Here is a 13,820-nt window from a genome sequence, read left to right on the forward strand (position 1 = left end):
CCTCGGCTACGAAAGGGCCACTCCTCCGGGCGCGACCCTAGGCCTTTTGTCCCGCCCGGTCCAACCGGAACGCCGCGTCACGGACACCCCATGCAAGACACCCCCACCCTGCGCCTTGGCCCCGATGCCGCTGGCATCTCCCGCGCGGCGGATCTGCTGCAGCGGGGCGGTCTGGTCGCCTTTCCCACCGAAACCGTCTACGGGCTGGGTGCCGATGCGCGCAACGATGCGGCGGTGGCGGGGATCTACGCCGCCAAGGGCCGTCCGGATTTCAACCCGCTGATCGTGCATGTGCCCGACATCGCCGCCGCACAGGCGCTGGTCCACTGGTCCCCCGAGGCCGAGGCTTTGGCGCAGGCCTTCTGGCCCGGCCCGCTGACCATGGTGCTGCCGCTGCGCGAGGATGCGGGCCTGTCCTCGCGGGTGACGGCGGGCCTGCCCACGCTGGCGCTGCGCCTGCCCGCCGCGCCGCTGGCCCGCGCGCTGCTGCAGGCGGCGGGGGTGCCGGTGGCCGCGCCATCGGCCAACCGGTCGGGGCGCATCAGCCCCACCCGCGCCGAGCATGTGCTGGCCGGGCTCGACGGGTGCATCGCGGCGGTGCTGGATGGCGGACCCTGCGCGGTGGGGCTGGAAAGCACCATCCTTGGCCTTGCGGGCCATCCCACGCTGCTGCGCCCCGGCGGCATCACCGCCGAGGCGCTGGCGCAGGTGCTGGGCCGCCCGCTTCTGGAACGCAAGGACACCGAAACCATCTCTGCCCCCGGGCAGATCGCCTCGCATTACGCCCCCGAGGCGCGCATCCGGCTTAACGCCGCCGACTGGCGCGAGGGCGAGGCGCGGCTTGGGTTTGGTGCCATGGACTGCGATCTGAACCTGTCGGAGCGCGGCGATCTGGACGAGGCGGCGGCCAATCTGTTCGCGCACCTGCACCAACTGGATGCGCTTGGCACGGGCGTGATCGCGGTGGCGCCGATTCCGCATCTGGGCGCGGGCATCGCGATCAACGACCGGCTGAGCCGCGCCGCCGCGCCGCGCGGCTAGGCTCGGGTCACAGGGTCAGGCCCGGCCCCCTTCGGCAGACAGCGCCAGCGCCGGGATGCCCAACCGTTTCAGCGCCGCGCCCCATTTCTGTTCGTCGGGCGTGGCAAAGACCAGCGCCGGATCGGGCGCGCAGACCAGCCACGCGTTCTGCGCCAGTTCCTGCTCCAGCTGCCCCGGCCCCCAGCCTGCATAGCCCAGCATGGCCAGCCATTGCGACGGGCCGTCACCGCGCGCGATATGTTCCAGCACGTCCAGCGTGCCGGTCATGCAGAAGGCGTCATCCACCTGCAGCGTTGTCAGATCCGACCGGTAATCGGCGCCATGCAGCACAAAGCCGCGCCCCATCTCGACCGGGCCGCCGAAATAGACCGACTTGCGGTCCAGCCCGCTGCTGCCCTCGATCTCCAGCTGCTGCAGCAGCGCGCCCAGCGACACGTCGGCAGAGGGTTTGTTGACGATCAGCCCCATCGCGCCGTCATCGGAATGCGCGCACATGTAGATCACCGCGTGTTCGAATCGCGGATCCCCCATGCCCGGCATGGCGATCAGCATGGACCCTGTCAGATCGGTGGCGCCCGAGGCGGTTTGGCTTTCCTGCATCTGCTCTTTCCGGCGGAGGTGTTTCTGCGACTGTGGCCTTCTGCGACCTGTGGCGCAAGCGCCCTGCCCCCCGCACTCCCTGACCTATCGCTGCAATGTGACTTGGCAAGCCGCGCGGCAGACGGCATCTGCAAGGGATGATCCGCGCCATGATGACCGCCCTTGCCTGTGCCGCAGCCGTTGTGCTGGGCTCCCCTGCCTCGGCGGAAACGCCGTTCATGGCCGAACTGCGCCCCGGCTGGCGCCTGCCCGATGGCGACCATATGGCGGCGCTGCACCTGCGGCTGGCGCCGGGCTGGAAAACCTACTGGCGCGCGCCGGGCGATGCGGGCATCCCGCCGCTGTTCGACTGGAGCGGGTCGCATAACCTGCAGGCGGTCAGCGTGCTTTGGCCCACGCCGCATGTGTTTCACCAGTCCGGGATGCGGTCGGTGGGTTATGCCCGCGAACTGGTGCTGCCGCTGCGCATCCATGCGCAGGACGGGGGTGATGCGATGCTGAAGATGCAGGTGCAGCTTGGCGTCTGCAAGGATATCTGCCTGCCCGCGCAGATGGATCTGTCCGCCGTGCTGCCCGCCGCCCTGACCCGCGCCGATCCGGTGATCGCGGCGGCGCTGGCCTCGGCGCCGTTTTCCGCCGACGAGGCGCAGGTCAGCGCGGTGCGCTGCAGCGTGACGCCGGTCAAGAAGGGCCTGATGCTGCGCGCCGAGATCGACATGCCCCCGGCGGGCGACCCCGAAGATACGGTCGTGGAAAGCGGCGCGCCGACGATCTGGGCCGGTCCGCCGCGCACCGAACGCCATGGCGGCACGCTGGTCACCGAAGCCAAGCTCAAGCATGTGGAAGGACGGCCCTTCGTGCTGGACCGGTCGCGGCTGCGCATCACCGTGCTGGGCCGCAATCACGCGGTGGACATTCAGGGCTGCGACCGCTGAGGCGCGCGGCGCGTTCCCCAGAACAGCAGCCCCAGCCAGACCACCAGCAGCCCCCCCGCCACGCCGCCGATGAAGGTGACAAACCCCGCCACCAGCGGCGGCAGCGCCGCGATCCCCGGCAGCAGCAGCGCCGCAGGCAGCGCGCCCGCCACGGCCACATGGCCCATCGTGGCCCCCAGCCAGACCAGCACCAGCCCGGTCAGGCCAAGCAGCGCCAGCCGCACCCGTGACAGGCGGAACCGCAGACCCCGGCGCAGCGCCGCGATCCGCCGCCCGATGTCATGCTGCACCGCGATCAGCGCGGGCACGACCAGAAGCACCAGCACCATGCCGAAGCCCAGCCCGTAAACCAGCGTGATGACCGTGGGCTTCAGGAACTGCGCGTCCGAACTGCGCTCGTAAAGCAGCGGCGCCAGCCCCAGCACCGTGGTCGCCGTGGTCAGGAAGACCGGCCGCAGCCGGTCCGCCGCGCCATCGACAATCGCCTGAAAGATGCCGCGGTCGGGCGCGTATTCGTCTATCTGCGTCACCAGCACGATGGAATCGTTGATGATGATCCCGGTCATCCCCAGCAGTCCCACCACGGTGAACATCGACAGCGGCACCTCCCATAGCGCATGGCCCCAGATCGCCCCCACCAGCCCGAAGGGGATCACCGACATCACCACCAGGGGCCGCGTCCAGCTGGCAAACACCCAAGCCAGCGTCAGGTAGATCCCCAGCAGCACAAGGATCAGCCCGGTGGTCGCATCGCTGAGAAAGGCACGCTCCTGCTCGGACATGCCCGCCATGTGATAGGCGACCTGCCGCGTCGCCGCGATCTCTGGCAGGATCTCGTCGGTCAGCGCCTGCATGACCTCGGCGGCGCGTTCGGCATCATCCCCCGACAGCTCCCCCGAGACCGAGACCAGCCGCAGACCGTCCTCGCGCCGCACCGTGGAAAAGCCGCTGCGCTGTTCGACGCGCACGATGTCCGACAGCTGCACATACTGGCCCTCGGGCGTGCGCAGCCGGGTGCGGTCCAGAAAATCGGCGGTCAGTTCGGACTCGGGCAGTTCCACCCGGATCTCGGCGCTGCGCGGCCCCACGGGGAAGGTCGCCGCCTCGATCCCGCCCAGCCTCTGCCGCAACACCTGCCCCAGCGCGCCCGTGGTGAATCCCAGCGCCTGCCCCTGCGGGGTCAGTTCCAGCACCAGCTCGTCCTTGTCATAGGCAAGGTTGTCCTCCACCGCCGACACTTCGGGAAAGCGCAGCAGCGCGGTCTTCAGATCCTCTGACGCGGCCTTCAGCGTGTCGGCATCGGCACCGTAAAACTCCACGTCGATGTCATCGCCGCCGGGCCCGGCGCGCCAGCCCCGGAAGCTGATGGTTTCCGACAGCGGATGCGCCTCCACCCGCTCCTGCAGGTCGGTGACGAACTGCGCGCTGGAATAGGGGCGTTCGTCCGGGGCGATCAGTTCGATGGAGACAGACCCCAACTGGTCGGCATCCTTGGTGTCGGCCCCGGCCAGCGCGATGCCCGCATTGCCGCCGATTTCCGCGATCATGTAATCGATGGGGTTGCGGCCATACTCGGCCTCATATTCGCGGCCCAGATCCGCCGCCGCCTGCTGCATCAGGCGCATCTGTTCCAGCGTGTCGGCGCGTTCCGCCCCCGGCGCCATGGCGAAATTGCCGGTGACCGAGGGCTGTTCGGGGGAATCGAAGAACCGCCAGACCACATCGCCCCGGATCAGCTGCGCCGCCTGCGCGGCCAGCAGCAGCACCACCCCCGCCAGCACCACATAGCGCGCCGCCACCACCCCCGCCATGAACGGGCGGAACAGCGTTTCGCGCAGCCAGACAAAGCCGCGATTCACCAGCCGCGACGGCGCGTCATACCAGTGCTTCCGGTTCGCCCCGGCAATCGCATGCGACATGTGGTTGGGCAGGATCAGGAAACATTCCACAAGGCTTGCCAGCAGAACCACGATGACGGTGAAGGGAATGTCCTGAATCATCTCGCCAAAGCGCCCGCCAATGGCGGTCAGGCCAAAAAACGCGATCACCGTGGTCAGCGTGGCGGAAAACACCGGCAGCGCCATGCGGCGCGCGGCGGTCTCTGCCGCCTCCACCGGCGACAGGCCGCGTTTGGCCAGATGGTCGGCATGTTCGCCCACCACGATGGCGTCATCCACCACGATCCCCAGCGTGATGATCAGCGCAAAAAGCGAGATCATGTTCAGCGTCAGCCCCGACACATACATCAGCGCCAGCGCCGCCAGCATCGAGGTGGGAATGCCCGCCGCCACCCAAAGCGCGGTGCGCGCGTTCAGGAACAGGAACAGCAGCACCACCACCAGCGCCAGTCCGGTGAGGCCATTGTCCAGCAGCAGGTTCAGCCGGTTGGAGATGGCATCGGCGCGGGTGCGGATCAGGTCGATGGAGGTGCCTTCGGGCAGCACCGCCTGAAATTCCTGCGCCACCTCCTCGACGCTGCGCTGGATGGCGATGGCGTCGCCCTCGGCAGTACGGTCCACGCGCACGGAAATGGCCGGGTTGTCGCCGACGAAATAGGTGCGCGCCCGGTCGATGCCCTCTTCGCGCAGCAGCGCCACATCGCCCACGGTCAGCTTGCTGCCATCAGGCAGCGACCGCAGCACCACGGCGGCGATGTCGCGCGCCTCGCGCTTTTCAACTCCGGTGCGGACGCGGGCATTGGCGCCGGTCACATCCCCCGCCGGGTTCGCGTTCACCTCGTCCCCGATGGCGGAAGCGATTTCCTCCATGGTCACGTCATGGGCGATCAGACTGGCGGTCGGCACCTCCACGATGATCTGCGGCGCGGCGAGCCCGCGCAGCGTGGTGCGGGTCACGCCCTCGGCGAAAAGCCGGGCCACGAATTCATCGGCAAACCGGCCAAGCTGGTCGACCCCGACGGGCCCGGTGATGACCACATCGGTCACCCCGTCCCGCCACGCATCGGCGGCGATGCGCGGATCCTCCGCCTCTTCGGGCAGGTTGTCGACCGAATCAACCGCCGTGGTCACGTCGTCCAGCGCGCGGGCCATGTCGTGATTGGGCTCGAATTCCAGCGACACCCGGGCGGAGCCTTCGCGCGACACGCTGCGCGTGCTGACCACGCCATCTACCGCCAGCAGCACCGGCTCCAGCAGCTGCACGATGCCGCTGTCCACATCCTCGGCCCCCGCCCCCTCCCAGCTGACGGAGACCTCGATCTCGTCCTCGATCACGTCGGGGAAATACTGCGCGCGCATGTTGGGCACCGCCAGCAGCCCCGCCGCCACCAGAATGACCAGCAGCAGGTTGGCGACGGTGCGGTGGCGGGCGAAATAGCTCAGGATGCCGCTGGCCTGTCCGGGGATCTGGCGCATGGGCTCAGCCCCCCATCCGCTGTTCAAGCCGTTCGACCACCTGCGCGGGCACGCGGTCCTGCGACAGTTGCGCCAGCATGCGCTGCCGCGCCTCTTCGGGCAGGCGGCTGTTGCCCTCGACATAGGCCACCAGCCTTGCGCGCCGTTCGGCGGTCAGTTCCAGCAGATCGGCCACGGCGGGCAGCGCAGGCAGCGCGGGCGGCGCGCCACGCGGCGCCTCCTGCGCCTGATCGGCGCCCAGCACCCGCACCTTGATGCCCGCCCCCAGCAGCGGCGTGCGTTCGGCCACCACCTGACGGCCCGCCAGCGCCTCGGCCCGCACCAGAATGTCATCGCCCTGACGGCGCACCAGATCCACCGGCAGCGCCTCCAGCCGGTCATCGGCGCCGATCACCAGCACGTCGCCACTGGCCGCCAGCGCCGTGGCGGGCAGCCGCGCCACCTGCTCCAGCGCCGGTTCTTCCAGTTCCACCGTGACAAAATCGCCGGGCTTGAAGCCGCGCGGCGCGTCCAGCGTCGCGAACAGCAGCCGCCCAGTTTGGCCTTCGCCCACCGCCGCCCCTTCGCGGGTCAGCGTGCCGGTCGTGGCCATGGGCGTGCCGAACAGATCCAGCGTCACCACCACCGGCGCGGGCCGCAGCTGCCCCTCGGCATCCAGCAGCCGGGCATAGTCCTGTGTCGACACGCGGAAGGCCACCTCCAGCGCGTCGGGATCGATCAGCGTGGCCAGCTGTTCATTGGCCGAGACCAGCCGCCCCGCCACCACCGCCACATCCTGCAGCTGCGCGGTGAATCCGGCCCGGATCTCGGTTTCGGCCAGACGGCGTTCGGCATCGGCCAGCGCGATGCGGGCGCGGTCCAGCGCGGTCGCCGCCTGATCCACCCGCGCTTCGGCCTGAGCCTGCGCCTGCCGCCGGGTCACCACCGCCTGCCGCGCCGAGGACGCGGCCAGTTCCGCCTCTTCGGCGAGTGCCGCGGTGCCCACCCCGCGCGAGGCCAGATCGGCCTGCCGCTGGAACGCGCGCTGCCGCAGCGCCGCCTGTTCTTCGGCGGCTGCCAGCGCGTCGGCTTCCAGCGTCACGGCCCGGGTCGCCTCGCGCGCTTCGGCCTCGGCATCGGCCAGCGCACTCTGCGCCCGCGCCCGTTCCGCCATCATGTCCGCCGGGTCGATCCGGGCCAGAAGCGCGCGCGCCGTCACCCGTCCGCCTTCGACAAATTCCGGTGCAAGCTCGGTCAGCGTGCCGCCCACGGCGCTGCGCAGTTCCAGCGTGCGGCGGCTCTGCACCTCGCCAAAGGCGGTCATCACCGGGATCACGCTGTCCAGACGCACCGGCACCACATTGACCGCAAAGACCCGTTCGCGCGCCTGCGGCATACGCGGCGCATCGGCAAGCCGGGTCTGCACCGCATCCCGGACCAGAACCCCCGCCCAGACCAGCAGGCCCAGCGTCATCGAAAGCAAGAAGAGCCCCGCAAGACTCCGTCGGAAAAAGCGCATGCCTGCCTACCTGAACCTTGGGAACATGCTGTCCCGTGCCGGAAGCAGTTTACGCCCTGCCCCGCCAGTTTTCCAAGTCACGCAGGTGATACGCGGCGATCGGTCACTTCCGTCGCTTGTGTTCGTCCAGACGCGGAAAAATTTCGACAAAGTTGCAGGGGCGGTGGCGGTAATCCAGCTGCCAGAGCAGAATCTCGTCCCACGCATCGCGGCAGGCGCCGGGGCTGCCGGGCAGCGCAAACAGATAGGTGCCCCCCGCCACGCCCCCCGTGGCGCGCGACTGCACCGCAGAGGTGCCGATCTTGGCCATGGAAACATGGGTGAACACGGTGCCGAACGCCTCGATTTCCTTCTCGTAGACGTCGCGATGCGCCTCCACCGTCACGTCGCGCCCGGTCAGGCCGGTGCCGCCGGTGGAGAGGATCACGTCGATCTCGGGATCGGCGATCCATGCCCGCAGCTGTGCGGCGATGTCTGCGCGGTCGTCCTGCACGATGGCGCGGGCAGCCAGATGGTGCCCTGCGGTGGTCAGCCGCTCCACCAGCGTGTCGCCGGAGCGGTCATCGCCAAGGCCCCGCGTGTCAGAGACGGTCAGCACGGCGATGCGCACGGGGATAAACTCTCGGCTGTCGTCGATGCGGCTCATGGTGCGGCCTTTCCGGAACGGGGATCAGGGACAATCGGTGGCGACGGGCAGGCGCGGCTGGTCAAAGATGCGGGCAAAGCGGCGCATCGCGGGCTCGCTGGCCAGATAACCCGCAAACCCGACCCAGCCGGGATCCGCGCCATCGCCGGGGCACAGCCCTTCCTGAGCGGCACGGCCACGGACCAGCAGCGCCTCCAGCGCGGCGTCTCGGGCAGCGGCATCCAGCGGCGGCACGGTGTTGTCGGCGGCAAACTGCGCCGCCCGCAAGAGCTGTGCCGCGAGCCGGTCGCGTTCTTCGGCGGCCAGCACCATGGGGCAAAGCTGCACGGCGGCGGTGATCAGCGCCAGCCGTTTCAGCGCGCAGCCCGCCGGACCCCAGGCGCTTTGATCCTGCGCGGTCACGTAACCGCCCTGCCGGGTCAGCACGACCGGCCCCGGAAGCTCCAGCACCTCGATGCCGGGGGCCGGGCTCTGCACCTCTGCGGCGTGGTCGGCGAAGACCCGGTCAAAATCGGGATCAAAACCCTGCCCGGCGGCGGGAAGCGTCGTCAGCAGCAAAAGAGCGATCGCCCTCATTTCAGCACCCGAAGTTTCATCTGCAATTCCAGAAGGTCCGCCCATGTCTGCCGCTTCATCTGCGGCTGGCGCAGCAGATAGGCCGGATGGAACATCGGCAGGGTGGGCCGTCCCTCGGCCTCGGTCCAGTGGCCGCGCAGGCGGCTGATGCCGCGCCGCCCCAGCAGCGCGTCGCAGGAGATGTTGCCCATCACCACCAGCAGGTCGGGATCGACCAGCGCGATATGGCGCGACACGAAAGGCCGCATCATGGCAATTTCCTCGGCGCTGGGGTCGCGGTTCTGCGGGGGGCGCCATGGCAGGACGTTGGTGATATAGACCGACTGCGCGCGCGACAGCCCGATGGCGCCCAGCATCCGGTCCAGAAGCTGCCCGGCCCGCCCCACGAAAGGCAGGCCCTGCTGGTCCTCCTCGCGGCCCGGCGCTTCGCCGACGATCATCACCCGGGCCTGCGGCGTGCCATCGGCAAAGACCAGATTGCGCGCGCCGCGCTTCAGATCGCAATGCGGATAGGCGTCAAGGGCGGCGCGCAACTCCTCCAGCGTGGTGGCGGCGCGGGCGGCGGCGGTCGCTTCGGCAACGGGATCGGCCTCGGCCATCACGGGCCGGGCGGACAGGGCGGCGGCGGCAGGCGGGGGTGCAGGTGCGGCCCGCGCGGCACGCTCCGCCGCCTCATGGGCGAAACGGTCCACCGGCGCCTCGCCGATAGCCTCATCCGCGCCCAGCTCTACCTGCCAGGCCAGTGCCGCATAGGCGGCATGCCAGTCCATACCCGATTCCATGCCGGACACCCTAGGCGATTGCGCGGGGGGCGGAAATGCCCCGCGCGCCGATCCCGCGCCGGATCAGGACCAAGTGGGATGAAAGCGGCCTGCGGGCGACAGGGTGAAGATCTCGACCCCGTCCGCGGTCACGCCCACCGAATGCTCGAACTGCGCCGAGAGCGACTTGTCGCGGGTCACCGCCGTCCAGTCATCGGCCAGCACCTTGGTTTCGGGGCGGCCAAGATTCACCATGGGTTCGATGGTGAAGAACATGCCCTCTTCGAGCTTGGGTCCGGTGCCGGGGCGCCCGTAATGCAGCACGTTGGGCGCGGCGTGGAACACCTGACCCAGCCCGTGGCCGCAGAAATCCCGCACCACCGACATGCGCTGCGCCTCCACATAGGTCTGGATGGCATGGCCGATATCGCCGAAAGTGTTGCCGGGCTTCACCGCCTCGATGCCCAGCATCAGCGCGTCATGGGTGACCTCGATCAGCCGCTCCGCCTTGCGCGCGAGCTTGCCCGCCACATACATGCGCGAGCTGTCGCCATACCAGCCATCCACGATCACCGTCACGTCGATGTTGAGGATGTCGCCATCCTTGAGCTTCTTCTCGCCCGGGATGCCGTGGCAGACCACATGATTGATGGAGATGCAGCTGGCGTGCTGATAGCCCCGGTAGCCGATCGTGGCCGAGGTGGCGCCCGCCGCCTCCACCGCGTTGCGGATGAAATCATCCACGGCGCCGGTGGTCTGGCCGGGCCAGACCTGTGCCGCGACATCGTCGAGGATGCGCGCGGCCAACGCGCCCGCACGGTGCATGCCGGCGAAATCCGAAGGATCGTGAATGCGAATGCCGTCCCGGTTGAGACGGCCGGTGGTGTCATGTCTCAAGACGGACCGCTCCGTAGCTCTGTCACAAAATGATGTAATACGTCTGCGCGGGCAATGCCAGAGCGAGGGCGGGAAAGGCAAGCCCCCGCCCCGGCTTTGCTGTCGCGGGCGGCAGCCGCGACGGACGGGCGGTGCGGCCTGCGCCGCCAGAGAGGCCGCGCGGGCTCTGGCCGATCCGCCGGAAGCGGAACCTGACGGCAGAGGGGGCTCTGCCCCCGTCCCCTGCGGGGACTCCCCCGGGATATTTGGGGCCGCTGGAAATCAGGGCGCGTGGAAGGGCAAGGGCGCGGCGATCCGGATGCCTTCGGGATCGAGCCTGCAGCCAAACGCCAGCACCTCGACCCCGGCGGCGGTCGCCGAGGCGAAAGCGCGGGCATAGCCGGGATCGAGATCGGCAGCGAGCGTCACGGCGCGGGCATCGCTGCGCTGCACGAGGTACAGCATCACGGCGCGCTGGCCCGCCTGCGCCATGGCGGCGAGATCGGCAAGGTGGCGCGCGCCGCGCGCGGTGACGCTGTCGGGAAATTCGGCAAGCCCGGGCTGGCGCGACAGGGTGACGGATTTCACCTCCACCCAGGCGTCGGGGCGGGCGCCCCCGGTCAGCAGGAAATCGACGCGGCTTTTTTCGCCATAGCGGACTTCGGGGCGCAGCGTGGCATAGCCTTCGAGCCCCGCGACCTGTCCCGCCGCCAGCGCCGGGCGCAGCAGGCGGTTGGGCACGGCGGTGTCGACGCCGGTGAACGCGCCGGTCTCATGCTCCACCAGCCGCCACGCGTAGCGCAGCTTGCGCTTGGGGTCGTCATTGCGTTCCAGCCAGATGCGGGTGCCCGGATCGGCCAGCCCCAGCATGCTGCCGGGATTGGCGACATGGGCGGTGATCTCTGTGCCATCCTCGAGCCGCGCATCCGCGAGGAACCGCTTGTAGCGGCGGATCAGCGTGGCGGGCATGAGAGGGGTTTGAAAGCGCATGGCGGCGGCCCTATACCATCGGGAAAGCCCCCTGCAAGGAGATCGCGCCATGTCCAACCCCACCGCCGCCATGCTGGTGATCGGAGACGAGATCCTGTCGGGCCGAACGCGCGATTCCAACATGCACCATCTGGCGCAGGAGCTGACCAAGCAGGGCATCGTGCTGGCCGAGGTGCGGGTGGTGGCCGACCAGCACGCGGCCATCGTTGCGGCGCTGAACGCGCTGCGGGGGGCGTTTGACCACGTGTTCACCTCGGGCGGGATCGGGCCCACCCATGACGACATCACCGCCGATGCGGTGGCGGCGGCCTTTGGCGTGTCCATCGGCATCCGCGATGACGCGCGCGCGCTGCTGGCCGCGCATTACGAGCGGCAGGGACAGGAGTTCAATGCCGCCCGCCAGCGCATGGCCCGGATCCCCGAGGGCGCCTCGCTTATCGACAATCCTGTCTCCATCGCGCCGGGCTTCACGCTGGAGAACGTGCATGTGATGGCGGGTGTGCCCACGATCTTTCAGGCGATGGTGGCGAGCGTGCTGCCCACGCTGACCGGGGGCGCGCCGCTGCTGTCGCAGAGCCTGCGAATCGCGCGCGGCGAGGGCGAGATCGCCGGGCCGCTGGCGGATCTGGCGGCGGAGTTTCCGGATCTGTCCTTCGGCTCTTACCCGTTCCAGAAGGACGGGGCCTATGGCGCCAATGTGGTGGTGCGCGGGCAGGACGGCGCGCGGGTCGACGCGGCGATGACCCGGCTGGCCGGGATCTTTCCCGCATGACGCCCGATCTGCCGCGGCTTTACGCCGCGCTGGATGCCACATGGCCCGCCGCCGCGATGGTGGAGGCCGGGCCGTGGCGTCTGCGCGAGGGGGCGGGCGGCGGCAAGCGGGTGGCTTGCACCACGGCAGAGGGCGACTGGGGCCCCGATGACCTGCACGCGGCGGAAAAGGCGCAGCATCTGCTGGGGCAGGTGCCGCTGTTCATGATCCGGCAGGGCGAGGTGGCGCTGGACGCGGCGCTGGAAGCCGAAGGTTATGCGCTGATCGACCCCGTCAACCTGTGGCTCTGCCCGATCGCGCGGCTGACCGACCGCCCCCTGCCCCGCGTCACCGCCTTTGCGGTCTGGGAGCCCTTGGCGGTGATGCGCGAGATCTGGGCGGCGGGCGGCATCGGCCCGGCGCGGGTGGCGGTGATGGACCGGGCGGCGGGACCGAAGACCGGCATTTTTGGCCGCATGTCCGACCGGCCCGCCGGGGCGGGATATTGCGCCGTCCATGACCGCATCGCCATGGTGCACGCGCTGGAGGTGCTGCGGGCGCATCGCGGCATGGGCTTGGGCAAATGGATGATGCGCTGCGCCGGGATCTGGGCGGAGTCGCAGGGGGCGGAGTGGATGGCGCTGGCCTGCCTGCGCGACAACCACGCGGCCAACGGGCTTTATGCGGCGCTGGGGATGGATCTGGTGGGTCAGTATCATTACCGCATCAAGGTCGCAGCGTGAGGGCGCGCGGTCTTTCTGCCGCCCTGACAGCGGTCCTGACACTGGCGGCGGGCCCGCTTGCGGCGCTGGAACTGGCCCTGCCCTCGGGGGCGCGGCTGACGGCGGAGCGGCTGACCGAGGCGGGCAGCTATGCCGTGCCCACCGGCCCGTGGCGCGAGGGCAGCGGCGTGCCGGTGCAGCTTGCCGAAGGGCGGGTGCTGCGGCAGGCCTATCGCATCGATTCCTCTGATCTCACGACGCTGCAGGTGCTGGCGCCGCTGCGCACGCAGCTGGAACAGGCGGGCTACAGCGTGCTTCTGGACTGCGTGACCGGCACCTGCGGCGGCTTCGATTTTCGCTTCGGGATCGAGGTGATGACCGCGCCGGACATGTATGTGGATCTGACCGCCTACCGCTTCCTGTCCGCCGAGGGGCCGGAGGGCGATTTCCTGACGCTGCTGGTCAGCCGCAGCGCCGCGGCAAGTTTTGTGCAGCTGGTGCGGGCGAACGGCCCCGAACCCGCGCCAGAGGATCCCGGACCGGTCGTGTCCCCCGGCCCTGCGGATGCCCCCGCCGCCACCCCGGCCACGCCGGAGCAGATCGCGGCGCGGCTGGAACAGCGCGGTTATGTGGTGCTGCGCGATCTGAGCTTTGCCAGCGGCGAGGCCGATCTGGGCGAAACCGAGGTCGCCTCGCTGGAAGCGCTGGCCCGCTACCTGAAGGACAATCCGGCCCGGCGGCTGCTGTTCGTGGGCCATACCGATGCCACCGGCTCGCTGGAGGCGAACCGCGCCCTGTCACAGCGCCGCGCCTCGGCGGCGCTGGCCTATCTGCGCGACCGGCACGGCATCCCGGCTACGCGCATGGCGGCGGATGGCGCGGGCTATCTGGCCCCCGTGGCCAGCAACCTGACGCAGGACGGGCGCGAGGCGAACCGCCGCATCGAGGCGGTGCTGCTGGAGGCCGAAGGCTGATCGCCGCTTTCCGGAGGCGCACAAGAAAAAGCGCCCCGGACGGACCGGGGCGCAGGTGGCCCAGAGCAGGGCGCAG

At 69.7% G+C, this 13,820-nt stretch carries 13 protein-coding genes; 5 read left to right on the forward strand and 8 right to left on the reverse strand.

The window, feature by feature from the left end; genetic code table 11:
- The first annotated feature begins 90 nt into the window (after positions 1 to 90).
- Positions 91 to 1,041, forward strand: a complete 951-nt coding sequence (locus tag BLR51_RS03175) for an L-threonylcarbamoyladenylate synthase (RefSeq protein WP_089843735.1) — start codon at positions 91 to 93, stop codon at positions 1,039 to 1,041.
- A 15-nt stretch (positions 1,042 to 1,056) separates the two neighbouring features.
- Here BLR51_RS03175 and BLR51_RS03180 read toward each other — a convergent pair whose 3' ends face one another.
- Positions 1,057 to 1,641, reverse strand: coding sequence for a YqgE/AlgH family protein (locus BLR51_RS03180; protein WP_089843738.1), 585 nt, complete (start codon positions 1,639 to 1,641; stop codon positions 1,057 to 1,059).
- A 149-nt stretch (positions 1,642 to 1,790) separates the two neighbouring features.
- Here BLR51_RS03180 and BLR51_RS03185 point away from each other — a divergent pair, with 149 nt between their 5' ends.
- Complete coding sequence (locus tag BLR51_RS03185; RefSeq protein ID WP_242656625.1) at positions 1,791 to 2,576, forward strand: protein-disulfide reductase DsbD domain-containing protein; 786 nt, start codon at positions 1,791 to 1,793, stop codon at positions 2,574 to 2,576.
- On the opposite strand, the gene BLR51_RS03190 is transcribed toward BLR51_RS03185, so the two are convergent.
- The 7 genes from BLR51_RS03190 to sfsA all read right to left on the reverse strand — a co-directional run bounded on the left by BLR51_RS03190 (position 2,558) and on the right by sfsA (position 11,297).
- Positions 2,558 to 5,950 carry an efflux RND transporter permease subunit gene (locus BLR51_RS03190; protein WP_089843744.1) on the reverse strand — a complete coding sequence of 1,131 codons (3,393 nt, stop codon included), beginning with the start codon at positions 5,948 to 5,950 and terminating at the stop codon, positions 2,558 to 2,560. The two genes, BLR51_RS03185 and BLR51_RS03190, sit on opposite strands and share 19 nt — an antisense overlap.
- 4 nt (positions 5,951 to 5,954) lie before the next feature.
- A complete protein-coding gene (locus tag BLR51_RS03195; protein ID WP_089843748.1) occupies positions 5,955 to 7,448 on the reverse strand; it encodes an efflux RND transporter periplasmic adaptor subunit in 1,494 nt (497 codons plus the stop codon).
- A 103-nt stretch (positions 7,449 to 7,551) separates the two neighbouring features.
- Complete coding sequence (gene moaB / locus BLR51_RS03200) at positions 7,552 to 8,094, reverse strand: molybdenum cofactor biosynthesis protein B (protein ID WP_089843753.1); 543 nt, start codon at positions 8,092 to 8,094, stop codon at positions 7,552 to 7,554.
- A gap of 24 nt (positions 8,095 to 8,118) precedes the next feature.
- On the reverse strand, positions 8,119 to 8,670 hold the full coding sequence (locus BLR51_RS03205; RefSeq protein ID WP_089843756.1) for a hypothetical protein: 552 nt from the start codon (positions 8,668 to 8,670) through the stop codon (positions 8,119 to 8,121).
- Positions 8,667 to 9,452 carry a uracil-DNA glycosylase gene (locus BLR51_RS03210; protein ID WP_089843759.1) on the reverse strand — a complete coding sequence of 262 codons (786 nt, stop codon included), beginning with the start codon at positions 9,450 to 9,452 and terminating at the stop codon, positions 8,667 to 8,669. The genes BLR51_RS03205 and BLR51_RS03210 overlap by 4 nt, the downstream gene beginning before the upstream one ends.
- Positions 9,453 to 9,515: 63 nt before the next feature.
- The gene (gene map / locus BLR51_RS03215) at positions 9,516 to 10,328 is read right to left on the reverse strand and encodes a type I methionyl aminopeptidase (RefSeq protein ID WP_089843762.1); all 813 of its coding nucleotides are present in this window, start codon (positions 10,326 to 10,328) and stop codon (positions 9,516 to 9,518) included.
- A gap of 261 nt (positions 10,329 to 10,589) precedes the next feature.
- Positions 10,590 to 11,297, reverse strand: coding sequence for a DNA/RNA nuclease SfsA (gene sfsA, locus BLR51_RS03220; protein WP_089843765.1), 708 nt, complete (start codon positions 11,295 to 11,297; stop codon positions 10,590 to 10,592).
- Positions 11,298 to 11,346: 49 nt separating this feature from the next.
- Here sfsA and BLR51_RS03225 point away from each other — a divergent pair, with 49 nt between their 5' ends.
- From BLR51_RS03225 to BLR51_RS03235, 3 genes are read left to right on the forward strand one after another with little or no spacing between them, the layout of a single operon-like run.
- Positions 11,347 to 12,069 (forward strand): competence/damage-inducible protein A, encoded by a 723-nt coding sequence (locus tag BLR51_RS03225; protein ID WP_089843769.1) that lies wholly within the window; start codon positions 11,347 to 11,349, stop codon positions 12,067 to 12,069.
- The gene (locus tag BLR51_RS03230) at positions 12,066 to 12,791 is read left to right on the forward strand and encodes a GNAT family N-acetyltransferase (protein ID WP_089843772.1); all 726 of its coding nucleotides are present in this window, start codon (positions 12,066 to 12,068) and stop codon (positions 12,789 to 12,791) included. The genes BLR51_RS03225 and BLR51_RS03230 overlap by 4 nt, the downstream gene beginning before the upstream one ends.
- Entirely contained in the window at positions 12,788 to 13,744 is a 957-nt protein-coding gene (locus tag BLR51_RS03235; RefSeq protein WP_242656626.1) for an OmpA family protein, read from the forward strand. The genes BLR51_RS03230 and BLR51_RS03235 overlap by 4 nt, the downstream gene beginning before the upstream one ends.
- Positions 13,745 to 13,820: the final 76 nt, after the last annotated feature.

This window comes from Salipiger marinus (genome assembly GCF_900100085.1).
Taxonomy (GTDB): Bacteria; Pseudomonadota; Alphaproteobacteria; order Rhodobacterales; family Rhodobacteraceae; genus Salipiger; species Salipiger marinus.